The 25537-nt window shown below is 67.1% G+C and carries 19 protein-coding genes; 9 read left to right on the top strand and 10 right to left on the bottom strand.

Annotated features, from left to right (window positions below; translation table 11 throughout):
• Entirely contained in the window at positions 1 to 1590 is a 1590-nt protein-coding gene (locus tag LQD00_RS01070) for a class I adenylate-forming enzyme family protein (protein WP_232715261.1), read from the bottom strand.
• A 261-nt stretch (positions 1591 to 1851) separates the two neighbouring features.
• Between LQD00_RS01070 and LQD00_RS01065 the strand changes: the two genes are divergently transcribed.
• Together LQD00_RS01065 and LQD00_RS01060 are read left to right on the top strand one after the other, a co-directional pair.
• Positions 1852 to 2856 (top strand): LLM class flavin-dependent oxidoreductase, encoded by a 1005-nt coding sequence (locus LQD00_RS01065; RefSeq protein WP_232715260.1) that lies wholly within the window; start codon positions 1852 to 1854, stop codon positions 2854 to 2856.
• A gap of 120 nt (positions 2857 to 2976) precedes the next feature.
• A complete protein-coding gene (locus tag LQD00_RS01060; protein WP_006864827.1) occupies positions 2977 to 3759 on the top strand; it encodes a FadR/GntR family transcriptional regulator in 783 nt (260 codons plus the stop codon).
• 261 nt (positions 3760 to 4020) lie between these two features.
• Here the strand turns inward: LQD00_RS01060 and LQD00_RS01055 are convergent, their stop codons facing one another.
• The 4 genes from LQD00_RS01055 to LQD00_RS01040 form a co-directional block, all read right to left on the bottom strand.
• Positions 4021 to 4650 carry an HAD family hydrolase gene (locus LQD00_RS01055; protein ID WP_232715259.1) on the bottom strand — a complete coding sequence of 210 codons (630 nt, stop codon included), beginning with the start codon at positions 4648 to 4650 and terminating at the stop codon, positions 4021 to 4023.
• Positions 4647 to 7319, bottom strand: a complete 2673-nt coding sequence (locus tag LQD00_RS01050) for an NAD-dependent epimerase/dehydratase family protein (RefSeq protein ID WP_232715258.1) — start codon at positions 7317 to 7319, stop codon at positions 4647 to 4649. The genes LQD00_RS01055 and LQD00_RS01050 overlap by 4 nt, the downstream gene beginning before the upstream one ends.
• A 72-nt stretch (positions 7320 to 7391) precedes the next feature.
• Positions 7392 to 9692 carry an acyl-CoA dehydrogenase family protein gene (locus LQD00_RS01045; RefSeq protein ID WP_232715257.1) on the bottom strand — a complete coding sequence of 767 codons (2301 nt, stop codon included), beginning with the start codon at positions 9690 to 9692 and terminating at the stop codon, positions 7392 to 7394.
• Positions 9689 to 9886, bottom strand: a complete 198-nt coding sequence (locus tag LQD00_RS01040) for a ferredoxin (protein WP_232715256.1) — start codon at positions 9884 to 9886, stop codon at positions 9689 to 9691. The genes LQD00_RS01045 and LQD00_RS01040 overlap by 4 nt, the downstream gene beginning before the upstream one ends.
• A gap of 135 nt (positions 9887 to 10021) precedes the next feature.
• Between LQD00_RS01040 and LQD00_RS01035 the strand changes: the two genes are divergently transcribed.
• The gene (locus LQD00_RS01035; protein ID WP_232715255.1) at positions 10022 to 11248 is read left to right on the top strand and encodes a cytochrome P450; all 1227 of its coding nucleotides are present in this window, start codon (positions 10022 to 10024) and stop codon (positions 11246 to 11248) included.
• A 206-nt stretch (positions 11249 to 11454) separates the two neighbouring features.
• On the opposite strand, the gene LQD00_RS01030 is transcribed toward LQD00_RS01035, so the two are convergent.
• Positions 11455 to 12933 carry an aldehyde dehydrogenase family protein gene (locus tag LQD00_RS01030; protein ID WP_232715254.1) on the bottom strand — a complete coding sequence of 493 codons (1479 nt, stop codon included), beginning with the start codon at positions 12931 to 12933 and terminating at the stop codon, positions 11455 to 11457.
• A gap of 135 nt (positions 12934 to 13068) precedes the next feature.
• Here LQD00_RS01030 and LQD00_RS01025 point away from each other — a divergent pair, with 135 nt between their 5' ends.
• Genes LQD00_RS01025 through LQD00_RS01005 form a run of 5 tightly spaced genes read left to right on the top strand, consistent with a single transcriptional unit; the run spans position 13069 to position 18274 of the window.
• Positions 13069 to 14568 (top strand): pyruvate, phosphate dikinase, encoded by a 1500-nt coding sequence (locus LQD00_RS01025; protein ID WP_232715253.1) that lies wholly within the window; start codon positions 13069 to 13071, stop codon positions 14566 to 14568.
• Positions 14565 to 16232 carry an AMP-binding protein gene (locus tag LQD00_RS01020; protein WP_232715252.1) on the top strand — a complete coding sequence of 556 codons (1668 nt, stop codon included), beginning with the start codon at positions 14565 to 14567 and terminating at the stop codon, positions 16230 to 16232. Before LQD00_RS01025 ends, LQD00_RS01020 begins: the two co-directional genes overlap by 4 nt.
• Before the next feature lie 25 nt (positions 16233 to 16257).
• Entirely contained in the window at positions 16258 to 16866 is a 609-nt protein-coding gene (locus LQD00_RS01015) for a MarR family transcriptional regulator (RefSeq protein ID WP_232715251.1), read from the top strand.
• A 14-nt stretch (positions 16867 to 16880) separates the two neighbouring features.
• A complete protein-coding gene (locus tag LQD00_RS01010) occupies positions 16881 to 18032 on the top strand; it encodes an amidohydrolase family protein (protein WP_232715250.1) in 1152 nt (383 codons plus the stop codon).
• The gene (locus LQD00_RS01005) at positions 18029 to 18274 is read left to right on the top strand and encodes a hypothetical protein (RefSeq protein ID WP_232715249.1); all 246 of its coding nucleotides are present in this window, start codon (positions 18029 to 18031) and stop codon (positions 18272 to 18274) included. The genes LQD00_RS01010 and LQD00_RS01005 overlap by 4 nt, the downstream gene beginning before the upstream one ends.
• Before the next feature lie 219 nt (positions 18275 to 18493).
• Here LQD00_RS01005 and LQD00_RS01000 read toward each other — a convergent pair whose 3' ends face one another.
• The gene (locus LQD00_RS01000) at positions 18494 to 19933 is read right to left on the bottom strand and encodes a carotenoid oxygenase family protein (RefSeq protein ID WP_232715248.1); all 1440 of its coding nucleotides are present in this window, start codon (positions 19931 to 19933) and stop codon (positions 18494 to 18496) included.
• Positions 19934 to 20003: 70 nt separating this feature from the next.
• Here LQD00_RS01000 and LQD00_RS00995 point away from each other — a divergent pair, with 70 nt between their 5' ends.
• Positions 20004 to 20570: a TetR/AcrR family transcriptional regulator gene (locus tag LQD00_RS00995; protein ID WP_232715247.1), complete on the top strand. Its 567-nt coding sequence runs from the start codon at positions 20004 to 20006 to the stop codon at positions 20568 to 20570.
• 55 nt (positions 20571 to 20625) lie between these two features.
• Here LQD00_RS00995 and LQD00_RS00990 read toward each other — a convergent pair whose 3' ends face one another.
• From LQD00_RS00990 to LQD00_RS00980, 3 genes are read right to left on the bottom strand one after another with little or no spacing between them, the layout of a single operon-like run.
• Positions 20626 to 21348 carry an ABC transporter ATP-binding protein gene (locus LQD00_RS00990; protein WP_232715246.1) on the bottom strand — a complete coding sequence of 241 codons (723 nt, stop codon included), beginning with the start codon at positions 21346 to 21348 and terminating at the stop codon, positions 20626 to 20628.
• Positions 21345 to 24134 carry a branched-chain amino acid ABC transporter permease/ATP-binding protein gene (locus tag LQD00_RS00985; protein ID WP_232715245.1) on the bottom strand — a complete coding sequence of 930 codons (2790 nt, stop codon included), beginning with the start codon at positions 24132 to 24134 and terminating at the stop codon, positions 21345 to 21347. Before LQD00_RS00985 ends, LQD00_RS00990 begins: the two co-directional genes overlap by 4 nt.
• A gap of 56 nt (positions 24135 to 24190) precedes the next feature.
• On the bottom strand, positions 24191 to 25426 hold the full coding sequence (locus LQD00_RS00980) for an ABC transporter substrate-binding protein (RefSeq protein ID WP_232715244.1): 1236 nt from the start codon (positions 25424 to 25426) through the stop codon (positions 24191 to 24193).
• Between the last annotated feature and the right edge of the window lie 111 nt (positions 25427 to 25537).

The raw sequence follows: 25537 nt of genomic DNA, 5'->3' as shown, positions 1-25537 counted from the left end.
CTAGTCCTTTCCCACCGAAGACTGTAGGTCTCGGGCAGTCGGGTCGGGTGCGAATTCGCCGTTGCCCGCGATGGATTCGGGAACAGCGGACTCGAACAACTCGAGGAGTCTGCGACGGTCGACCTTGAGAGACGCCGACCGCGGCAGCTCGTCGAGGACGTGGACCGCGACCGGAACCTCGTACGGCGTGAGCTGGGTGCGACAGTGGTCGCGGAGTTCGGAACCGCTGGGCCGGCGCTCGCCGCGCCGGACCTCGACCCCGGCGACCGGGACCGCACCGAGACGAGGGTCGGGAACACCGGCGACCGCGGCGTCGGCGACGCTGTCGTGGGTCCTCAGTGCGCGTGCAACCACGTCCGGGGACACTTTGAAGCCGCCGCGGATGATCACGTCGTCGGCCCGGCCATCGATGTAGAGGAAACCGTCGTCGTCGATGTGGGCGAGGTCGCTGGTAGTCAACCACTCGGAAGCCCGGCCGGACTGATGCGAACGCACGCGGAGACGTCCGGTGTTCCCGGCGGGCACGGGCGAACCGGCCTCGTCGACGATGCTGAGCTCGACACCAGGGAACGGTCGTCCGACGCTCCCCTTCTTGGCCTCCCACGACTTCCGGAAGTCCTTGATCGTCCAACCGGCGACCGCACCGGAGAACTCGGTGGCGCCGTAGACGATCAGGATCGGAATGCCGTACTTCTCGATGAACCTGTCCACCAGTGCGGGATCGACGGGGCTCGTGCCCGCGTTCAGCGCACGCAGGCTCGACAGGTCCTCCGCCGGGACGTCGGCGTCGAGAACGGTACCTATTGCCGCACCGGGGAGACCGGCCACGATGGGGCGATGGTCGCGGATGGCGGCGCGCCAACCGTCGATGGTGAAGCGTTCGAGAATTGCGAGGGGCCGGGCCTGCACGAGCCCTTGAAGCAGGGCGAACATGCCGCCGATGTGCACGATGGGCAGCGTGATCAGGGCGGGCTGCCCGCTGAACGGCGGCGCCTCTGCGATCGTCACGCCGGCGTGTGCGACCGCTGAGTAGAGAGACGCGTTGATCTGCTTGTAGGTCAGCGGGATCCGCTTCGGGTCTCCGGTGGTTCCCGACGTGCGCATCTCGATCGCCACACCGCGGTGTTGGGACTCCGCCCCCGAAGGGATTCCGGTGAGTCGCGTGGTCACCGGCACATCGATCTCGATGCTGAAGCCCCACGCCCCGGAATCGACTGCTGCGGCCGCGAACTCGGGATCTTCCCAATACCCGGGAGGTGCCAGGACGGCGACCGGATCGCTCTGCCGGAGGTCGGCGGCGAGGCGGGTCGGTGGCTGGAGCGGGCTCAGCGTGACCAGCGTGCGTTCGGCACGGATCACCGCGATCAACGCGGCGATCGACTCGAGTCGGTTGCCGAGAACGGTGGCGATCCGTGCGTCCGGGCCGAGGCCGGCGTCGTAGAGCGCTCGTTCGATGCCTTCGACAAGCGCCCGCATCTGCCCCCAGCGGAACCATTCGCCGTCGCTGTGAACCATCCGGGCGTCGTCCGGGGCATCCCACAATCGGTGCAGCGAGTGCGGAATCCCGGCCGCCGGGTTCTTCGATGTCATCGAGCGATTCCTGTCTGGGCCTGCTTCTCGGTGTGGTCTGCCTCCGGGTGCCCGCTGGTTCGGTGCCCGAGTGGATTGCCTACAAAGATCTGCGGGTCCACACAGGTAGGTTACATAGTTCACTAGGTGATCGTAGAAGGTTTCGTCGCAGGTCGGGCAAATGCATCTGCCAACCCAGATGTATCACTAAGTTATCCTGCTTACACTTGCCGAGGGGGTCGGTCGTCGACCGACCCCACCCAGCGACGTGCGGAGGATGCGATGCAGTGGGGCCTGCCCTGGCCGGGTGCCGAACAGGCACGGGCCGCCGAAGCTGCGGGCGCGATCGCGTTCTGCACCGGCGAGTTCGCCGACATCGACGCCTATGTCACATCGACGGAAATGGCGCTCGGCTCATCGTCGGCCGCTGTCGGTCCGGGCATCGCGTACGCGTTCGCACGGTCGCCGTTCGTGCATGCCTCGGCGTTGCGACATCTTCATCGGCTCGCCCCTGAACGCGTATTCCTCGGGCTGGGAGCCGGAAGCTTCCGCATGAATCGGGACTGGTTCGACGTCGACTCCAGTCACGCCGCGCCGCGGATGTCAGAGCTGATCCGGGTGATCCGCGCCTTCCTCACCGCCGAGAACGGTGAACCCATCACGTTCGATGGTCGCTTCTACTCGATCGATGCCGATGTGCGCGCCCCGGTGTTCGGGGCACTCGACATACCCATCCTCATCGGCGCGTTCAACAAGTACATGGTGCGGACGGTCGGCCGGGACGCCGACGGCATCCTCGGCCACGGCATCTTCACCGACCGCTGGTGGTCGGAGGCGGTTGCACCCGAACTCGCCTTCGGGGCAGCGGATTCCGGACGATCGGTCGACGACATCACCCGTTGGGGATGGGTCATCACCGCCGTCGACGACGACGATCCCGAGGCCGCGATCGCCGCCGCACGCCGCCAGATCGCCTTCTACCTCACGGTCAAGACCTACGACCCGCTGGTCGAACTGCATGGCTGGCAGGACGAGGTCGCAGCCATCCGCCGGGCCTTCCGTGAGGCGCCGACGACGATCGGCGACCACGTTTCCGACGACATGCTGTGGTCGATCGCGATCTGCGGGGACACCGCGCAGGCGAGCGAGATGCTCGGCAAACGCACCGATCTCCCCGACGTCGGATTCCTGTCGTGCCCCAGCTTTCTCGTCGGGCGCAGGGCACGTGCACGATTCAACGACGCCGCGATCGGTTTTGCCGGCGACCGACTCGCCGCGATTGGGTAGACTCGACTTGTATTACTGGGTTTGACAACTGGGTGTATCAGATCGGCCAGGGGCTCAGATCCGGTTCGGCCATCGCGCTCACTTCGGGTGCGTCGGTGGTTACGCAAGAGGAAGGCGCCCATGACCAAGCCCGTCAACCTGGCTCCCATGATGGTCCCCGCGACCACGACCGGTGCGATCCGGTCCCCCAAAACCGCTGAGCTGGTGGCACGCACCCTGCGCCGGATGATCGTCGACGGTCAGCTCAAGGAGGGTGACTTCCTTCCCCACGAAGCGGATCTCATGGCGCACTTCCAGGTGAGCCGCCCGACGCTGCGTGAAGCGGTCCGTGTCCTCGAGTCCGAGCGCCTCGTCGAAGTGCGTCGCGGCTCCCGTACCGGTGCGCGGATCCGTGTCCCTGGCCCCGAGATCGTCGCGCGTCCCGCGGGTCTCCTGCTGGAGCTGTCCGGGACGACGATCGCCGAGGTGATGCGGGCCCGCGAGGTCATCGAACCCGCGGCCGCGGAAATGCTCGCGGAGACCGGCAACACCGAGGCGTTCGACGAACTCCAGTCGATCATCGACAATCAACTCAAGGACGCCTACGAAGACGGCACCATGGCCCAGGCGTCGGTCTGGTTCCACCGCCGCATGATCGAGCTGTCCGGCAATTCGGCGATGGCGATGATCTCCGGCATGCTCCACGAGATCGCCGAGCGTCACATCGCCAGCACCATCCACGACGGCCCGATGCCGCGCTCGCAGTACACCAAGCTCATCCGCTCCTACCAGAAGCTCGTCGACCTCGTCCGCGCCGGCGACGGCACCGAGGCCGCAGCCCACTGGCAGCGTCACATGAAGAACTCCAACAAGGCCCTTCTCGCCGGACACGAGAACACTCGCGTCCGGGATGTCATGGACTGACCCCCGCTGGTTGAGCAGGCGACTGAGCGCACACTTCGCTGGTTGAGCAGGCGACGAGGGCCCCACTCCGCTGGTTGAGCAGGCGACGAGCGCAGCGCGGGCCACACTCCGCTGGTTGAGCAGGCGACGAGCGCAGCGCGGGCCGCACTCCGCTGGTTGAGCAGGCGCCGAGCGCAGCGAGGAGCCGTGTCGAAACCACTCGGCGAGCTGACCTCGATACGGTCCTCGGGTAGCCCCTCGGACCTACTCGGCCGGCGGGGCTCAGATACCCAACTCGGCCAGGCGGATTCGTAGGTTCTCCGGATCGGTGAACTCGATCGTCGACATGCCGAGGTCTGCCGCCGGCGGCAGGTTCTCGGCGAAGTCGTCGATGTACACGACCTCCGAAGCCTCACAGTCCAGGCGACGCAACAACTCCCGGTAGATCAGCGGATCCGGTTTGCGCACCCCGACATCCGCGGAGTTGAGGACGAAGGCGAAGTGGTCGAGCGGCAGCGTCGTCGCCAGGTGTTCCCGGTTCTCGGCGACGTTGTTGGTGAGGACCGCCAGTGTGTAGCGGCCGCTGAGTTCGGCGACGAGGTCGAGCATGGGTTGGCGCAGTGTGCGGGTGTCGACCATCGCGGCGCCGAGGCGTCGAATCTCGATCTCGACGCCGTGCTCCTCACGCACCCGAACGCAGACACCCTTGAGGAAGTCACGAACCGACAGCTCCCCGCGTTCCACCTTCGAGAATTCCTCGTCGCCGCGGATGTAGCGATCGAGAGCGGTCTCGGGAAGCCCGAGTTCAACGCTGTACCGGCGCAGTCCGGACAGCGGCGACTCGGTGAGGACCCCTGACCAGTCGAAGACGACGGCACGGATCGCCGCTGTCATGGTGCTGGGTGTGCTCATCCCGGATTCGACACCAGCGCAGCTTGATCGGCCGATCCGAGTTCGAGAACCGTGATGGTTCCGGCGGATCCGTCGACCTCGACCAGGGCGCCGTTCGGGATGCGCGACGCCGCGACCTGGGTGTCGACGACGCACGCGACGCCGAACTCACGGGCGACGACGGCGGCGTGCGACATGACGCCGCCGATGTCGGTGACGACCGCCGCGACGTGTCCGAAGAGCGCGGTGTATCCGATGTCGGTGACGTGGGCGATCATGACCTCGCCCGGTTCGACGTCGTCGATGGTGTGCGGCTCCACGATTCGCGCACGGCCGACGATCTTGTCACCGCAGATCCCGATACCGTCGAGCTTCTCCCCCGCCTCGAGCGGCTTGAGGACCTCGGCGGCCTCCCACTTCTCGGCGAAGATGGGCGGCATGTGCAGCTGTTCGAGCCTCTCGCGCTCGGCCTTTCGGCGCGCGATGATTTCGCGGGCCCCATCGGGCGGGTCGATGAGGACGCCCAGGGTGAGGTGGAACAGGTCGTCGGGGGCGTCGATGCGGCCCTGCGCGGTGAGGCGGCGCCCCTGTTCACGGACCAGGCGGCGCATGATCCAGGTGAGGCGAACGCACCGGTCCCGGTTCTGTTCACGCTGGCGGAGCAGCTTGGCCGCGATCTTCTGCGGCACCGACAGTTTGCGGGGTGCGCCGCTGTGGTCCGGCGCCGCCTCGGCGGAGGCAGCAGCCCGGCCGACGGTGACCAGGAAACTGTGGACGTCGTCGGAGAAGGACTTGGCGTCGAACTCGGATTCGGCGGGCCCGCGGTGACCGAAACGGTCGAGTGCGATCGACACCTTCTTCCAGAACGCCGGAGCCTTTTCGGCGACGCGCTCGGGTAGGCCGGGCGAGCGGTCGGTCAGGAGGGCGAGGACGTCGGGATCGGCGGCCGCGGCGAGCGCGAGTTCGCGCACACCGCGGAGGGTTGCGCCGCTCTCGAGATCGTCGCCGAGATCGAGGTTCTCCTCGGAGTTCTTCGACGCGACGGTCAGGGCCGCTCCGCCGAGCAGGTTGACCACACCCTGCACGGTCCAGGCGTAGGCGAGCAGATCGCCGGCAAGCAGCAACACCTGCCGGAGTTGGGCGTCGGACATCGTGTCGAGTTCGTCGAGGAAACCCTCAAGTCGTGCGGTCTGTGCGCGGACCTCGTCGACGTCGAGTGCCGACGACCGGACGAGCGACACCACCCGTGCACCGACTGCGGCCGCGGACTTGGCCTTCGACGCCGCGGTCTGGGCGGGACCCTGGTAGGTCCCGGCGATGGCGGACTGTCCGCCGGGCAGTTCGTCGGCGTGGGTTCCGGTGAACTGGGCCGCGAGTTCGTCGGGATTGGTGCCCGGCATCGCGAGCGACACGTGGTAGGTCGCGGAGGCGTTGATGTACATGCGGTGGGCGTGCCCCGCCTGCAGGCGGGCCGACGCCTCGGTGCCCAAAGCGCCTGGCAGTCCGAGCAAATCGGCAACGGCCGACGTGGTGCCGCGCAATGCACGCCCCTGGACGTCGAGCGTGAGCGCCGTCGACGGACCGGGCAGCGCCTCCGCCAGGTTGGTCTGCGAGTAGACCGGGAAACGCCGATCGATCGGGGTGTCGAACTCGCCGCGGAGATCCTCGGGACCCGAATACGCCAGCGGCGCACCGTCCGGCGCAGGTGTATCGGCGGCGGCGATCTGGTGCAAATACGGAATCCGCCCTCGTGCCGCGACGACGCGCCCCTTGCTGGTGGTGCGGCCGACGACGGCGAGGCGGGTGTCGAGAACTGTGTCCGGGCCGTTCCACACTGCAGTGAAGCCCCACTTCTCGTGGAGTTCGGTGAGATCGCCCATCGGCATCCGCAGCGCGGCGGCCACCTCGCCGGCGGTGATGTGCAACATCCCGCCGGCGACCTTGGCGGCGTTGATCATCGCCCCGCGAGGTAGAGCGAGCAGCTTGCGATCGAGCATCTCGGCGATGCGGCGCTGGCTGACCGGCTCGTCAGCGGCGAGATTGACGAAGCCCTCCTGGTCGGAGGTGATGGCCAGCGAGAGGAACGCTGCGACGTCGTCGTGATGGATGACCTGCCAGGGATATTCGGGTCCGCTCGCGCCGATGTGATTGGCGCCGGCCAGGTTCTCCTGCAGGCGGTTGTCGGTGCCGCGCCCGAGGATGATCGCGGCGCGAACAAGCACCGACGACAGCGCGGACTGCTCGAACAACCGCTCGCATTCGGCCTTGTGGACGGCGTAGGGCTGGTCGGGGTGTGGGGTGGCTCCGCTCGACTCGGTACGTGGGGGTTCGTCGTTCGAGCTGCGGGGTCCGTAGACGGTGACCGATGACAGGAAGATCGCGCGGCGGACACCGGCCTTCTCGGCGGCGGCGATCAACTTGCGGGTGCCGCCGACGTTGGTGCGTTCCATCGCGTCCAGGCCCTCGCGGGCGTCCAGCATGAACGCGCAATGAATCACGGCGTCGACGCCCTCGCAGGCCTTGGCGAGCACGGCGTCGTCGGAGATGTCACCACGGATGTGGGTGACCTGCGACGGTAGTTCGAGCGGCGCGCTGCGACTGAGCCCGACCACGTCGTGGCCGGCCCCGACCAGCCGGGCAGCCGTGGTCCGGCCCACCAGACCGCTGACCCCGGTAATCAATACGCGCACAAGCGCCCCTCTCATCGCATCGAAAGACCGTCACAAGGTTTACCAAGTGTACTTCGTCGGGTGAGGCGGTAATCATGTTTTCGTCGACAGGAGATGCGTCGCCGCCCGATCGCGCAAGGTGTCCGCGCCGCCTGCGAGCACCGCGATCGAGCGCGCCCGTCGCAGCAACAGATGAGCCGGGTGTTCCCAGGTGAAGCCGATGCCGCCGAGCACCTGGATGCAGCTCTCGGTGGCGGTGATCGCGGCGTCGAGGGCGGATGCGACGGCCAGGTCGACAGCGCAGTCGAGATCGGCGCCCTGAACCACGCCCTCGTCGACCGTGGCCGCGACACCCAGGACCTGGTTGCGAGCACCCTCGAGTGCGACTGCGGCATCGGCGATCCGGTGGGACACGGCCTGGAACGAACCGATGGCGTGACCGAACTGTTCGCGCTGACCCGCCCAGTCGACGGCCAGTGCGACGGCCCGCGCGGCGACGCCGACCGCGTCCGCGCCGTGCGCGAGCAGCGCAATGGGCCGGACGCGTGCCGCGACGGTCTCGACCGCGTCGCCCTCGGCCAGAACGGTTCCGGGTGCAGCGTCGAATCTGACCGTCCCGACCGTCGAACTACGATCGAACGCCTGCTGGGCGGTGACGGTGACCGTCTCCGGTTCACCGTCGACGAGGATCAGCACCGGTCGGCCGTCCTGCTGGGCAGAAACGATGAACGACGACGCGACAGGGGCACCCTGCACCAGACGCTGCTCGCCCGTCACCGATGTACCGTTCCAGGCCGGTGACGATGCACCCGGACGACCCCACGCGGGGCCGGTGGGCAGTGACGCCGGCACGACGACAGTCCCGGATGCCATGGCGTTCAATGCTTCCGCGGCACCGGTTGCATGCAGGATGGATGCGGCGACAACCGTGGGCAACAGGGGAACCGGCGCGATCACCTTCGCGCATTCCTCGACGGCGGCACACAGCAACCGCACGTCGGCGCCTGCTCCCCCTTCCTCTGCAGGGACATGCAACGCCGGCAGCCCAAACCCGACGAGATCGGACCAGAGCCCTGCGTCGGACGAATCAATCGCGCGCGAACGGTCGAGTAGGTCGGCAGGGTCGACGGCCGACTTCAGCGCTCCGGCGAGCGCAGCGCGCAGTTCACGCTCGTCGTCGTCGGCCACCGCCATCGGTTCGCCGGCCGCGACGACCGATGACCCGTCGATGCGTTCCCCGCGCGACGACGGCAGGCCGAGAACCTTCTCGGCAATCGTGTTGCGCTGGATCTCGGCAGTACCCGCGCCGATCGTCGTCGCGCGACTCATGAGGTATCCGTAGGCCCAGCGGCCGCCGTCGCAGGCGCCGTCCGCGCGTGAATCGAGCACTGCCGCTTCGCCTGTCGCTCGCAGAGCCAGGGCGTGCAGCCGCTGTTCGAACTCCGACTTCACCAGCCGGTTGACCGAAGCGACCGCACCCGGATCCTGCCCGCGGAGTACCGCCGCGAGTGCGCGAGCACCGTTCTGCGCGACCGATTGCACGCCGATCTCGAGGTCGGCGACCTGCTGCCGGACCAGTGGATCGTCGGCGAGTCCCTGGTCGACGACCAGCCTGAACACGCGATCGACGGTGTTGCGGTAGCGGAATTCGTCGGCGAGGAACGCCGTCGCACGTTCGTGGCCGAGGGAGGTGCGCATGATGGACCACCCCTCCCCTTCCGCGCCGATGCGGTTGGCGACCGGGACGCGCACGTCGTCGAAGAAGACCTCCGCGAAATGTGCTGCGCCGCTGATGTCTCGCAACGACCGGACGGTGATGCCCGGACTGGTCATCGGGATGAGTAGATAGCTGATGCCGGAGGTGGATCGCTTGGTCCCCGGTTCGAGTGGCGTGGTGCGCACCAGCGCGAAAATCCAGTCCGCGCGATCGGCCTGACTGGTCCAGATCTTCTGCCCGGTCACCACGTACTCGTCGCCGTCGCGTACCGCGCGGGTGGTGAGCGACGCGAGGTCGCTGCCGGCCGCGGGCTCCGAGAACCCCTGACACCACAGCTCATCGGCACGCAGCAACGGCTTGAGGAAGCGTTCCTTCTGCGCGTCGGTCCCGTGGGCGATCAGGGTCGGCGCCAGGATCATCGACAGCGGACAGGGATGCGACGGCACCTTCGCTGCGGAGGTGATGCGGTAGTAGTCGAGCAGGTCGTCGAGAGCGAGGTCGAGGCCCCCGACCTCGCGCGGCCACGCCGGTGCGGCCAACCCGTGGTCGTCGAGTTCGGCCTGCCAGTCCCGGGCGCGCTGGTAGCGGTCCTTCGACTCATCCGGCGTTCGGGAGCGGTAGTCGGCGATGAGATCGGTGAGGCGTGTCCGCCAGTCCCCCGTCGCCGTGGCGGTCACGCGTCCCCCTCGAGTCGGAGCGCGCGTTCCGGACAGGCATTGACGCCGGCCCGTGCGACAGCGACCTGGTCCTCCGGTACCTCCTGATCCTCGACCAGACTGAAGCCGTCGTCGTCGATCGGGAAGAGGTTGGGATCGGTGGCAAAGCACTGTGCGTGACCGACACAGAGGTCTCGGTCGAGTCGCAGTCTCACGTCGGGGCTCCCTCGGGCGCGGGTCGGGCTGGGGTGCGGACAGGCCAGTTCCGAGAAGGGTAACTAAGTTAGCGAGGCCGGTGGTAGCTTTGGGCTTGCGAACCCCGTGCCGACGAGACTGCGAGGCAACCACCGATGTCCGAGATCGCGCCCAGCGGCAGCGCTTACGACACCACCTTCGACCATCGCACCGACGAGGCCGCCCGGGCCGACCAGTTCGGCCGGTGGGACGAGCTCCGGAACGCGTGCCCGGTGCAGGTGAACCGCACCTCGGCGCCGCGTCCGGTCTGGTACGTCCTCGGTTACGACGAGGTCCTCACAGCATTCCAGGACTGGGAGACGTTTTCGAGCGATTCGGTCGAGGCCTTCGAGCCGGACGAGGCGTACGAGAAGAAGAAGCGCTGGATTCCGGTCGAGATCGACCCGCCGATGCACACCGAGTACCGCGCCCTGATCTCGTCGCACTTCGGACCGAAGGCGATCGCGGAACGTGCCGACGACATCCGGCAACTCGCGTGCGATCTCATCGATGCCCTGGCATCGAAGGGCCGTATCGAGTTCGTGGCCGAGTTCGCCAAGGATCTCCCGACGCGCGTCTTCCTCGACATCATGGGCATGCCCGTCGACGACGCCCCGATGCTGCTCGCGTGGATCGACTCGCTGATGCACACCAAGCCCGAGGACGATCCTGATTTCGCCATCCGGCTCGGCGTGCGCAAGAAGGTGATGGGCTACCTCGCCGGAATGCTCGCCGAACGTCGCGCCGACCCGCGCGACGATCTCATGAGCGTCATCGTCACCGAGCCCCTCAAGAGCGGCCGGCCGATGACCGACGAAGAAGCACTGTCGATGACCTTCCAACTCTGGATGGCCGGCCTCGACACCGTCGCCAACGCGCTGGGCTACACGTTCCGCTACCTGGCCGCGCACCCTGAGCAGCGCGCCCTCATCGTCGACGGAACCGTCACCCCGCGTGAGGTTTCCGAGGAGATGTTGCGCGCGCGGTCGGTGGTGAACACCAGCCGGGTGGTCAAGAGCGACACCGAACTAGGCGGATGCCCGATCAAGGCCGGCGACCGCGTCGTCCTGTCCACCGCGGCCGCCAACCGTGATCGCGACGAGTTCGAGGACGCCGAGGACATCGTCTTCGGCCGAAGCCCGAACCGGCACATCGCCTTCGGCGCCGGACGACACCGCTGCCTCGGCTCCCACCTGGCACGCCTCGAACTCGAGATCGTGATCGAGGAGTGGCACAAGCACATTCCCGACTACCGGGTCCCCGGCGACGCCACGATCGAGGACCACGTCGGTTCGGTGTCGGGCCTCACCGCCCTCCCGTTGGAGTGGGACGTCACCGACTGACCCCCTTGCTGCCTGAGGTGCGAGGAGCGCAAGCGACGAGCCACGAAGGCCTGGTGAGGTGACGTCGCCAGCCCTTCGTGGCTCGCTTCGCTCGCACCTCAGGGAGCAGTGGTCTGACCCTCCGCGTGCACCTGGTCTCCCAGGGAGCGGGACTCCCTCGCTGGTTGAGTAGCCGAGGAGCCTGCGACGAGGCGTATCGAAACCACTCACCCCGCATGGAAACTGATGGCCTTCGTCTCGAGGAACGCTTCGAGGCCTTCGTCTCCGTACTCGCGTCCGAGTCCGCTACGTTTGAATCCGCCGAACGGAGCGGCCGGATGCATGGCACCGGCTCCGCCGTTGATGGCCAGGTAACCGGATCGGATCTGGCGGCACATCGCGAAAGCCGTTGCGGTGTCGGCGCTGTAGATGTGGCCGCCGAGCCCGTACGGGCTGTCGTTGGCGATCCGAACCGCCTCGGCGTCGTCGTCGAACGGCAGGACGACGGCGACGGGACCGAAGATCTCCTCGCGGACGGTCGTCGCGGAGTTGTCGAGGCCGGTGATGACGGTCGGGTCGTAGAAGAAACCGCGGTCGAGTCCGGCGGTGCGCGCTCCCCCGGTCTCGATGACGCCACCGGCCTGGCGGGCGAGGTCGACGTAGTGTTCGACTCTCGCCACCTGGTGTTCACGGATGAGCGGACCCATACCGACGCCGTCCTCACGCGGCAATCCCGTCTTCACGCGTGATGCCGCGGCGACGAGCATGTCGACGTATCGGCGGTAGACGTCACGGTGGACCAGATGACGAGTCGACAACGCGCAACCCTGGCCGGCCTGGGTGACGATCTGACGGATGCCGTAGCCGACCGCGTCGGCGAGATCGGCGTCGGAACGGACGATGAGCGCGGACTTCCCACCGAGTTCGAGGTGAACCCGCGTGATGTTCGGGGCGGCCTGAGCACTGACGAGGGCACCGACACGCTCGGATCCGGTGAAGGTGAGGACATCGACGCGCGGGTCTGTGGTGAGCGCCTGACTGACCTCGACGTCGCCCGACACGATGTTGAGTACACCCGGCGGCAGGTCGGCGTCGTGCGCGGCGTCGACGAGTACGAAGGCTTCCAGCGGGGTCATCGGCGACGGTTTGAGGACGACCGTGTTCCCGGTCGCGAGTGCCCCGCCCAGTTTGGCCATGTTGAGGAAGAACGGGAAGTTGTAGGCGCTGATCGCTCCGACGACGCCGCACGGTTCCTTCACCACGACGCCGGCCCCCAGGGTGTGCCCGGGCAGAGGCGGCAGCGGGCGCGTCCGGTCGCGGTCGGCTTGTTCGACCGCCCAAGCGAAGTGGTCGAGGGCGACGCCCACGTGCAGGCGCTCGGCGATCGCCGGGATCGCGCCGGTTTCCGCGATCACCAAGTCGGCGATGGCGGCGCGCCGCTTGTCGAGGGCCTCGGCGAATCTGATCAGAATCCGACGCCGGTCCCCACCCGACATGCGTCCCCAGGGCCCGTCGTCGAATGCCGTCCGCGCCGCGGTGATGGCGGCCTCGACGTCCCGGACCGTACCGTCGTGCCCCTGAGCGATGACCTCTTCGGTGGCGGGGTCGAGAACCTCGTTGACGGGTCCGTCGGAGTCGATCCACCGGCCGTCGATGTAGGGCCTGAATCCCGCCGCAGGCTGCCATGACGTGCCGTTTCGGTTCATCTCCAAGCTCCTCGCTCACAAGTCACCGTCTTCGTGACACCGGCCACACCTGTATGACATAGTTATACAGGTACTGAGGAGGCGAGGACGATAGCTACCGCGACGCTGGACCGCCACGGCAGCGGGTTGGCACACGTGATCCGGCTGGACGGATCGGTGCAACTCGATCGAATGCTCGTGGGTAACAAAGGGTACGGCCTCGACGCCATGCGTCGACACGGATTGCCGGTTCCGCCCGCCTTCGCCATCACCACCGCCGCCTGCCGGGCGTGGCAGCGCGACCCCGCGGCGGTCATTAACAGCATCTGGCCCCACGTACGTCAGGCACTGAAGTGGCTGGAGTCCGAGACCGGGCGGACGTTCGGAGGCGGCGCACATCCCCTGCTCGTCAGCGTCCGCAGCGGCGCCGCCCAGTCGATGCCCGGAATGATGGACACCGTCCTCGATCTCGGCATCGATGACCAGGTTCACGCAGCCCTCGCCGCCGAGTGCGGTGACGCCTTCGCGGCCGACACCCGGTCCAGGTTCCGGCAAATGTATTCGAAGATCGTCCTCGACGGATCCGATGCTGTCCCGACGGAACCCTGGGCCCAGTTGCGCGGCGCGATCGAGGCGGTCTTCGAGTCGTGGAACACCGACCGGGCCAAGGCCTATCGCGCCCACCACGGTCTCGATGACGACGCTGGCACCGCAGTGGTCGTGCAGGCCATGGTCTTCGGCAATCTGGGCGACCATTCCGGGAGCGGCGTGCTGTTCAGTCGCAACCCGGTGACCGGTGCGCCGGAGCCGTTCGGCGAGTGGCTCGCCTGCAGCCAGGGCGAGGACGTGGTGGCCGGCACGCACGACTGCGATCCGATCGACGCTCTCGCCGACACTCAGCCCGACGTTCACCGTCAATTGCTGCAGAGCGCGCACACCTTGGAAGCACTGGGCACCGATGTCCAGGACATCGAGTTCACCGTGCAAGAAGGCAAGCTCTGGATCCTGCAGACGCGCAACGCCAAACGGTCCGCGGCGGCCGCAGTGCGTTTCGCACTGTCGCTGCGCGCGGAGGGCGTCATCGACGATCGCGAAGTCGTGCGGCGCGTTGAACCGTCACACATCGCGACCCTGCTCAAGCCCGCACTGCAACCCGAGACGCGCCTTGCTGCAAAGCTTCTCGCCAAGGGACTACCTGCCTGCCCGGGCGTCGCCAGCGGTGTGGTGATCACCGACCCGGATGAGGTCCTCGAGGCCGCCGACGACCAGGACGTCATCCTGGCCCGTGCGACCACCAGTCCCGACGACATCCACGGCATGCTCGCCGCCGCTGCGATCGTCACCGAACTAGGCGGCGCGACATCGCATGCCGCGGTTGTCAGCCGTGAGATCGGACGTCCGGCCGTCGTCGGCTGCGGCGAGGGAACGATCACCTCATTCGCCGGTCAGGTCGTGACCGTGGACGGCAACAACGGCGAGGTCCGCGCCGGGGCCCTCGAGCTGACCGCGTGGAAGATCTCCGACAGTCCCGAACTGACCGAACTCGAAGCAATCATCGACGCCGTGCATCCATCGGCGGGTGCTGCAACGCTGCCCGACAAACTCACCGCGGCCCGCGCCGCCCTGGAATCCGAGACCTCGGGGGATCACGAATGACTGCGGTGACCGAGCCCGCTGGTACATCCCAAACGGCAGCCTCCTCGGCTCCACCCGTCACCTGGGGTCCGGGCCGGACCGACACCGTCGTCAACATCGTCGAGCGTGCGGTCCGCGACGCCGGCGACACCGTCTTCCTGGACTTCTCGGGCGAGCAAATGACCTACCGCGACGTGTGGGACCGGGTGCTGCGTCGTGCGGCCGGACTCCGGTCGCTGGGCGTGGGTCCCGGCGACACCGTTCTGTGCGTATTGGACAACAACGCCGACGCCGTCGTGTCCTGGTTTGCGACCAATGCACTCGGCGCGATCTGGGTGCCGGTGAACACCGCACTCAAGGCCGACTTCCTCCGTCACCAGGCTGCGGATTCGGGCGCGAAGGTCGCCATCGTCGAATCCGACTACGCCGAGCGGTTCGTCGAGATCGAGGACGGGCTGCCCGAACTGACGCATCTCGCCTACCGCGGCGAGGCGAGCGCGTCCCTGGCTCGGATCACCGCGTTGCCCCTGGCGGACCTCGACGCCGCCGGCGGCGGTGTCGAACTCGCTCCGGCACCGGTCGGTTACCGCGATCTGTCGATGCTGATCTACACCTCGGGCACCACCGGGCCGTCGAAGGGCTGCATGATCAGCCACAATTACGCGGCGAACCTGGCCGCGACCAGTGCCGCGAAACGCGATCGGACGCATACCCTCTGGACACCGCTCCCCTTATTCCACCTCAACGCGGCAGCGACGTCTGTGCTCGCGACCGCGGTCAACCAGTCGACGCTGGCGATCGCCCCGCGCTTCTCGCTCTCGAACTTCTGGCCGGAGGTGGAACGCACCGGTGCACGCCGGGTCTCGATCCTCGGCGTGATGATCTCACTCATCGCCTCGATGCCCGACACCCCGGAGATGCTGCGTTGCCACGGTCAGATCGTCCAGGTCGGCGGCGCGCCGTGGACCCCGGAACTGATCGAGACGTGGCGGACGCGCTTCGGCGTGGAGTCCGCGGGCAGTGCGGTGTTCGGCCTCACCGAGGCCACCTACATCACCAGCACGCCGTCGGACATGTCCCCGCCGCTCGGTTGCGCCGGCCGCCGCAACGACGACTTCGACGTCCGGATCGTCGACGACGAGGACAACGAGGTCCCCGACGGCCGGCCCGGCGAGATCATCTTGCGGCCGCGGCGCCCGCACATCATGTTCGAGGGTTACTGGCGTCGCCCGGAGGCCACCCTCGCCGTGACCCGGAACCTCTGGTTCCACACCGGCGACGTCGGGCGATTCGACGACGACGGTTGGCTCTGGTTCGTCGACCGCAAGAAGGACTATCTGCGTCGCCGCGGCGAGAACATCTCCAGCTTTGAACTCGAACGCACCTTCCGGAGCCATCCGGACGTGTCGGAGGTCGCCGTGCACGCGGTGCCGTCGGAGTTCACCGAGGACGACATCAAGGTGACCGCGATCCTCGTCGACGGGTCGACGCTGACCGAGGAGGAGTTGTGCGCCTGGTCGCTGGACAAGCTCCCCTACTTCGCAGTACCGCGTTACATTGAGTTCCGGCCGGAGCTCCCGAAGAACGCGACCGGCAAGGTCCTGAAGTATCAGCTGCGCGACGAGGGTGTCACCCCGTCGACCTGGGTCATCGACTCGTCCGATCTGACGATCGCCAAACGCTGAACCCGACTCGAGGAGAATTCATCCGATGACCGAACTCGATGTGCTGCAAGCGGTTCGACTCAAGGGTCGGGCGACGGCAGATCAGCTGGTCGCGACCACCGGACTCGACGCCGCCGACCTCCGGCAGACCCTGGATCAACTCGTGTCCGCAGAGCACGTGATCGCCAAGGGGTCGCTCGTACGCATCAGCGACACCGGTCGCGAGCGACTCGCCGAGTTGCTCGCCGCCGAGCGCACCGACATCGACACCGACGCCTTCGCGGCGGCCTACTCCTCGTTCCGAGATGTCAACGGCGACTTCAAGGCACTCATCACCGACTGGCAGTTGCGCGACGGACAACCCAACCCGCACGACGACGCGTCCTACGACACCGGTGTACTCGCGCGGCTCCCCCGGATTCATGAGCGCGTCTCGGCGGTCGTCGACGAAGCCGGACGTCACGTTCCGCGATTGTCGAGGTACGGCACCAAACTCGACGAAGCGCTCGCGAAGCTGAATGCCGGTGACACATCCTGGCTCGCCAAGCCGATCGCCGACTCGTATCACACGGTGTGGTTCGAGCTGCACGAAGAACTGATCCTCGCCGCAGGCCTCACCCGCGACGCCGAAGCCAAAGCGGGACACGCGCAGTAAGGAGTGGCAGCATCATGCCGTTGCAAGACCACATGCAGTTGATCTCGACCGACGACCACCTCATCGAGCATCCGCTGCTCTGGCAGGACCGGTTGCCGTCGAAGTACCTCGATGCCGGTCCCCGCATCATCGAGAAGGTGATGAACGAGGGCAATCCCCCTGCGCAGGTGTGGCAGTGGGAAAGTCGCGTCTACCCGTACATCGGTCTGAACGCGGTCGCCGGCAAGAAGCCCGAAGAGTACGGCGCCGAGCCCGTTCGCTACGACGACATGCTGCCGGGCTGCTACGACCCCAAGGCACGCATCACCGATATGGACATCGACGGAGTCCATGCGGCACTGTGCTTCCCGTCGTTCCCGAAATTCGCGGGCACTGTGTTCCTGCAGGGTGAGGACAAGGATCTGGCCCTGCTCTGCGTGCAGGCCTGGAACGATTACGTGCTCGACGAGTGGTGCCCCACCGCACCCGACCGCTACATCCCGATGACGATCATGCCGCTGTGGAATGTGGACCTGTGCATCAAAGAGATCGAGCGGACCGTCGACCGCGGCGCCCGCGCGATCTCGTTCGTGGAAAACCCGGTGCCGCTGGGCCTTCCGTCGTACCACACCGACCACTGGGACCGGTTCTTCGACGCCTGCGAGGATCACGACCAGGTGCTGTCGATCCACTTCGGCACGTCGGGAAAGCCGCCGATCACCGCACCGGAAGCACCGATGGCCGTGATGATCGCCCTGTTCGGTTGCAACTCGATGTACGCGACCGCCGACTTGCTGTTCTCGCCGGTCTTCCACCGTCACGACAAGCTGAAGTTCGCATTGTCCGAGGGCGGGATCGGCTGGGTGCCGTACATGCTGGAGCGCATCGACGCCACGTGGGAGAAGCACCGCTACTACCAGAACATCAACCAGACGGTCCGGCCGTCGGATCTGTTCCGCAAGCACATGTTCGGCTGCTTCATCGAGGACCAGCACGGCATCGACAACCGTTACGCGGTCGGGATCGACAACATCACGTGGGAGTGCGATTACCCGCACAGCGATTCCAACTGGCCCAACAGCCGCAAGGTCGTCGCCGAACAGATGGTCAACGTCCCCGACCAGGACGTTCACAAGATGGTGGAACTCAACGCCCGTAAGCTGTTCCGATTCGAGCGCACGTCATGACCAAACGCCCCGACCACGAACTCGTGGAACAGATTCCGGCCGCCGACTGGGTCGACCAGGACCTGCTCACCCGCGAGATGTCGGCGGACCTGCTGACCGACGAGATCGCTGCCGAGGAGGGACGTCTCGCCGCGTTGGCGGACAGTGACCTGTCGGAGTCGGACCGCAATGCAACGGAGCAGCTGCTACGACGCCGGATCGACGCGATGAAGGCCGCTCGCGCGAGTTATCTCGAGGGGTAGCAATCGGTGACTGTCCATACCCCGCTCCCTGAGGAGCCCGGAGCTTGCGGAGGGCGTCACGAAGGGCTGGCAACCCCTCTCACCAGGCCCTTCGTGGCTCGTCGCTAACGCTTCTCGCACCTCAGGGAGCAGAAAGAAGCCCAGCGGCCAGCGGAAGTAACCGCTGGTTGAGCAGGCGACGAGCGCAGCGAGGAGCCGTGTCGAAGCCAGCCGACCCGCTCAAACCGCCGCCGGCTTGTACGCCCCGTGGAACGTCATGGGTACGTGATGCCGAAGCGTCGCGACGGCGACCGGCCCTTCACTCGGACGGTCGGCCTTCAGCACGATCAACCGGGATCGCTTGTCCGACGGGCGGTGCTCGAGGCTGAGCAACCAGCCGCGACCCTCGCCCGGATTCTCGGGGTCCTCGGCGAACAGCGGCTCGCATACGGTGTTGCCCGGTGTGGTGTATCGATCCTGGGCGCCGGTCGTCGTGTCGACGGTGGTTATCGAGTCGGGGTCGCCACCACGCACCGACGCCTCGGCCAAGTACGTGTAGCGGTGCGTCGTGGTGACGAACCGCGGATCCACCTGAGGGAACTCGCATCCGAGCTCGTTCAACGGATCGCGCGTGACCACCTGGGTGTTGCGATTGATCCGCAATCTGGTGAGTGTGCCGCCGAACGCGGGCCCGGCTTTCTCGCGGAAATTGCACAGGAAGTTGTTCCACTGCGTCCAGCCGCCGGTCGCGTCGTGGGCGACGATGTCGACGACGGTCTCGGGTCCGGATTCGTACGCATTCGCGACGTGGAAGTGGAAGAGCGAATCGTATTCGATGCGTGTGGGTTTCCCGCCGTCACGCGGGACCAGCACGATGGTGGTGCCCAACTCCGGTTTGTAGGAAAGGGCTTCGCCGAACGGTCGCATGCCGAGCGCAACCGGGATTGGCCGGCTCACGACGAGCGGGCCGAGCACGAACACGAGATGGCGCTCGGTCAAGGCGAAGTCGTGGACGAAGCCGAGTTTCGGGATTGGCACCGTCCCGACGCTGTGCAGACGTCGGGACTTGTCGAGCCGGTAGCAGCGGATCATCGGACGCGGGAAGAAGTCCAGGCCGAAGTTGTACACGTCACCGGTGCGCGGGTCGATCTTCGGATGTGCGGAGAACGCGCCGATGCGCTTGAGTGCACCGTGGAAGGATTCGCTGCCGTGCGTCTCGAGTGTCTCGGCGTCGAGGCGGTGGGGGCGTCCGCCTTCCCAGAGCGTGTACAGCACGTCGTCGTGGACGAGAACGCTGGTGTTGGAGAGGTTCTCGGGAAACTTCAGCGCGTTGGCCAGCGGACCGCCGACGCGCTGGGTGTTGAACCCTTTCGGCGGGAGTTGGGTCTCGTTGGCGCGCTTGAAGCTCCGCGTGCGGACGTACCGATTGCGGTAGTGGATGCGGTCGGGCGAGATGTCGAAGCGGGACACCATGCCGTCGCCGTCGAAGATATGCGTCATCGGGTGCCCACCGATCTCGAAGCGACCGGGCCCGATGCGGAACAGTGCGCCACACAGAGAGGACGGGATCTGGCCCTCGATGTCGTCGACCTCGTAGTCAAACTCTTCGTGCTGGGAATCCCACGGGGATTCGCCGCCGGTTTCGCGCGAACTGGTCCGAGTCAGGTCTGATACAGACATGACTGAAGCGTCTCACGTGTGAGACAAATCGCGCAAGAGTGTTTCTCTTCGAGTGATCTACGATGTCGGCATGGCGAGCGGAGAAGACCTCACGAGTGCGGCACGGGCCGTGGCTCGTCGCGTCGGGGTCGGTGCGCTCACCCTCGCCGCGGTGGCCAAGGAGGCCGGCATCAGCCGCGCCACCATCTACCGCCGGTACGCCTCCCGCGACCAACTGATCTCGGCCATCGTCTCCTCCGAGCTGGATGCGTTGGAACGGGTCATGTTGAGCCGCCTCAAGTTTGCCGACGACCCGCGGGACACGATCTACATGCTCGTCCGTGAGGTCCTCGACTACAACGCCGGCAACGAGCTGGTGCAGGCCGCACTGCGCTACGACGCGGGGTCGCTGACGCCGTGGCTGATCCGCCGCGAGGGCCATCCGACCCTGATCGACATCGTCACCGACCGCGCACTCGCGTTCATCATCGAGTCACCGATCGCGCGGTACCTGTCCCCCAGCCCCGACGCCGCCGTCGAGTTCATGGTCAGCGCGGTGTGTGCCGAGTTGCTGTCGCCCGCCCGGTTCCTCACCCACGCCGACATCGCCAACCGCATCACCGACGCCATCTACCGGCCGCAGTCCGAGACCGCCTGACCCGAGACTCTCCGGCGAGACGGCCGACGCCGCGGCGAGTCGTTTACGGGGTCGTCTACGCGCGTGCCGTCCCAAGGTAGGCCTCCTCGATCCGCTCGATGTCGGTCGACAGCACGGCAGCCGAATCCTCCAGTCCCACTTTGCCGTGGACCAACACGACGGCGCGGTCGGCGATGTCGAGGGCGAGCCGCACGTGTTGCTCGACCAGGACGACCGCGGTGTGGTCCGTGTCGGCGACCTGGCGCAGAACGGGGAGGATCGACTCGACGACGATGGGCGCCAATCCCATGCTGAGCTCGTCGATGAGCAGCACCTTCGGGTTCTGCAGCAGCGCACGCGCAATGGCGAGCATCTGCTGCTCTCCGCCGGACAGGTCGCCGGCGGACACCGTCAGGCGTTTGGTCAGTGACGGGAAGTGGCCGAGTACGGTGTCGACGGCTTCCGCACGCGCCCGTCCCCGCAGACGTGTCGCCAGGTGCAGGTTCTGGCGGGTGGTCAGACGGCGGAACAGCGCCCGGTCGTCGGGTACGAGGACAAGTCCGGCGCGGACGGCCGCGCGGGCGTCGCCCGGTTTTACCGACTGTCCGGCGACGGTGACGTCACCGTCGAGACGCGGTAGCAATCCGGCCAGGGTCGTCAGGAGGGTCGTCTTCCCGGCTCCGTTGGGCCCCAGCAGCGCGACGATCTCGCCCGCGTCCACGGACAGCTCGAGGCCGTGGACACATGGGTTCCCGCGGCTGTACCCGGCATCGAGTCCGCGGCATTCCAGGACCGTCACGACATCTCCTCCACTACCTCGGCACGGCCGCGCTCGACGTCGGGGTCCGGGTCCGTCTCGTCTGGTTCGACGGCCATCGCCGACGACGGTGTACCCAGGTAGGCGCCGATGACGGCCGGTGACGTGCGGATCTCGTCGGGAGTGCCGTCGGCGATGACGGCACCGAGGTCGAGCACGATCACCCGATCGCAGAGGCTCAACACGAGGTCCATGTCGTGGTCGACCAGGACCATCGAGACCCCATGTGCACGTGCGGCTCTCAGGCGATCACCCAGCCAGCGGCTCTCGGTGCTGTCGAGCCCGGCCGCCGGCTCGTCGAGGAGCGCCACCCTCGGTTGCCCCGCGAGCACACGGGCGACCGCCACCAGCTGACGCTGCCCCTGGGAGAGGTCGGCGGCCGGGACGTCGCCGAGATGGTCGATCTCCAGCATCTGCAACACTTTTCGCACGTTGTCCGACGTGTCGCCGGGTGCGCGTTGTGCAGCGATCGCGAGGTTCTCCGCGACCGACAGTTCACCGTAGAGCTCGATGTCCTGGAAGGTGCGCCCGAGTCCGGCGCGGCTGCGACGATGTGGCGCCAGACCGTCGATCGACGCGCCGTCGAGCGACACCGTGCCGTCGGCCGGTGCGAAGCCGCTGATGGCGTCGATCAGCGTGGTCTTGCCGGCGCCGTTCGGCCCGATCAGTCCGACGATCTCACCGGCCCGGACGTCGAAGTCGACGTCGTGAACGGCGGTCACCGCGCCGTACCGGACGGTGACATCACGGACCGACAGGATGACCGAGCCGGTCGGCGGCGCAGGTGCATCGGCAACCGGCATCGTGAGTGTCTCCACCGGCTGTTCGGCTTTCGGTGCGACGCGTCGTCCCGGGTACGGAATCTTGTGCAGGTAGCCGACAAGGCCGTCGGGGTTGGTGACGACGGTGAGCACCAACAGGATTCCGCTGACGAGCATGTAGTAGTCGCCGAAGGATGCGTACTTGTCGACGGCGAAGTACATCACGCCGCCGGGTGCGATGACGCCGGCGAGGATCGCCCCGGAGATCGAGGTGACGCCTGCGACGTAGGTGACCGCGAAGAGCCCGATACCGGCGAAGACGGCGTAGGTGCCGGCGGTGGCGAGGGTCTGCTGATAGGCCAGCAGTGCGCCGCCGAGGCCTGCCAGGAAGGACGCGATCGCGAAGGCGATGAGCTTTGTGACCCCGACGTTGATACCGGCCGCCGCCGCGGACCGTTCGTTGGCGCGCACGGCGAGCATCGACGCCCCCAACCCGCTTCGACGCAGCGCTGCGACGGCGTAGGCCGCGACCGTCAGCACGATGAGGCACAGGATGCCGAAGGCGAGTCGCGGGTAGCCCTCACCGGCACCGATGCCGAGGTCGATGCCGAACAGCGAGGGCGAATCGACCGGTGCACCTTGGAGTCCGCCGTTGAGCGACGGGTTGCGGAACCAGAACGCCTCGCAGAACACCGCTAGCGCCAGTGTCGCGACCATGAGCGGCAGACCGCGCACCCGCAGCGCGGGCAGGCCGACGACGACACCGATGACCATGGCCGCGCAAGCGGCGAGCAGCGGTGCGACCGGGAACGGCAGGTTCAGGTCTTCGGTCATCCGGCTCAGCGTGTAGGCGCCGACCCCGGCGAGGGTGAGCTGCGCGAGCGACACCTGACCCGCGTATCCGGTGACGACGACCTGCGAGAGGGCGATGATGCCGTAGATCATGGTGGCGATCACGGCCAGGCGCAGACTGCCGGAGGTGGTGAAGAGTGCGATGACCGCGACGACGACACCGATGACGCCGGGGACCAGGAGGTGGTCGGGGCGGGGTGAGCGGCCGAGGTCCTGGCGGATGACCGCGCCGCGTCCGGGCAGGGGCTGCCCGCGCAGGAGCAGGAAGCCGACGATGAGGATCAGCGGAACCGCCTCGGCCACACCGGCGTCGGGCATCCAGTCCCACGTGGTCTGGAGTTTGGTTGCTTCGGACTGGAGCATGCCGATGACCAGACCGGCGGCGACGGTCACCGAGATCGCGGTGAAGTCGCCGACGAGTGCGGCAGCGAGCGCCGGGACGATGAACATTGTGTAGGCGACCGGGTTGAGCGGCACGATCGGCGCGATGAGGATGCCGCCGAGACCCGCCGTGGCCGACGACAACGCCCAGTTGGCGACGGCGATCCGGTCCGGTGAGAGCCCGGTGACGAGCGCGCCCTTCTCGGATTCTGCGGCGGCCTCGGTCGCGACACCGAAACGGGTGTAGCGCAACACGAGTCCTGCGCAGATCGCCAGGCCGACGATGACGACCGCGAGCAGTAGACGGTCGGTGGGTACGACGCTGGTACCGATCTTGAAGGTGTCGATCTTGAAGATCGGTCCGACGCTGGGCGCGTTCTCGCCGACGCGCAGCGCGATGAGCGCCTGGATGACGAGCATGAGGCCGATGGCGGCGACAGCCTTGGCCAACGCCGGTGCCGTGCGCATCGGTCGGAACACGAGCAGGTACAGGATGACGCCGAGGATCGCGGCGCTGATCACCGAGATCAGTACGGCGACAACGACGCCCACGTCCGATCCCAGGTCGATCGTCGTCGGGAAACCGGGTATGGGGTTGAGGAGTTCCCCTTTGCGTAGGAACGCATAGGTGTAGGCGGCGTAGAGAGCGACGGCGCCGGTGGCGAAGTTGACGACGCCGGAACTCTTGAAGGTCATCACCAGGGCGAGACCGAGCGCGGCGAAGACGGCGCCGTTGCCGAGGCCGAGGATCAGGAAGGCGAGATGGTCGGTCATGGAACTCCTCGATCGGGAGCCGCGCAGACACGCGGCCCCCGATCTTCTCGGAACTGTCAGTTGTTGACGACGGTGGTGTTCTCGAGCTTGGCGTCGGAGTTGACGTCACTCACCAGAACGGCCTTGCTGCACAGGGCGGTCAGCAGCGGGAACGCGGTGCCGTTGCAGGTCAGGGTGATTCCGGGTGCGGCGGGCAGCGGAATGTCCTTGGCCTCGGACAGCGCCTTGGAGAATGCCTTGGCGTCGACGGGACCCTCGAGGCCCTTGAGCTCACCCAGCGCGGCGACAGCCTGGTAGCCGATGTAGGCGAGACCGGCCGGGTCGGTGTCGGGTGCGTACTGCGCCATGATGCTGCGGTACAGAACCACGCTCGGATCGTCGGAGCTGACGTTGACCGTGGTGAACGCCTTGGCACCGGCGACGGCTTCGTTGCCGGTCGCGTCGAGGACCGGCTTGTCGAGGCAGCTGGCGATCAGGTACTTCTTGGCGTCCGGTGCGACCGTCTGCAGGGTCTTGAGGATCGAGATGCACTGGCGCGAGTCGCCGAGAATGGCGACCGCGTCGGGGTTGTCGGCCAGGCCCGCGGTGATCTGCGGGGTCAGGTCGGCGGCGCTCACGGGGACGGTGACGACGTTGAGTTCGACCCCGGCCTGCTGGAACATCGGCTCGCCCAGTGCCTTGACCGAGCCGGCCGCGTCGCCCGAGTCACCGATGATCAGGTTGACCTTCTTCAGGCCGTCCTTGGCTGCAGTGGCAGCCTGACCGGCCAGCACCGCGACGATGCCGCCCGACAGCATGAACGCGTTCGGGGTGGCCATTTCGGCCTGCGAGACCGGAGCCTGTGCGACGTAAGGGATTCCGGCGCCGACGACGATCGGCAGCATGACCGCGCCCTGTGCGCCGAGCGGCGACACGACGACGGACACCTTCTCCTCGACCATCTGGTTCGCGCACTTGGTGGCCGACGCCGGCTCCTCCTGCTGCTTGCAGACCACGAGGTCGATCTTGTGGCCGCCGATGCCGCCACCGTTGTTGTTCAGGTATTCGACGGCCGCCTCACTGCCCTCACGCACCATCGGCGTCGTCACCGCGCCGCCCTCGGGCACGATCAGTCCGATCTTGACCGCGTCGCCCGTGGCGGCGTTGCTCGGGAGCTGACTCGTCTCGCCTGCGCTCGAACTGTCGGAACTGTCGTCGGCGCACGCCGTCAGGCCGCCCAGGGCGAGGATTCCCGCACAACCCATGACGGTGGTCGCGCGTATGACGCGCTTGAGTGCAACTGGTGATTTCAACTGCGATCCCTTCGATGAAATGACGCCCTCGCGGTGAGCTGCGGAGGTCCGGTGGTCGGCGTCGTGGTGACTGTAAGCCCGACCGGTGTCGGTTATGCGTAGTTTTGGGAA

The sequence above is a fragment of the Gordonia metallireducens genome (assembly GCF_021245825.1).
Classification (GTDB): Bacteria; Actinomycetota; Actinomycetes; order Mycobacteriales; family Mycobacteriaceae; genus Gordonia; species Gordonia namibiensis.
Note: the sequence above shows the minus strand (reverse complement) of the source record. Positions and strands in the feature narration are given on the sequence as shown.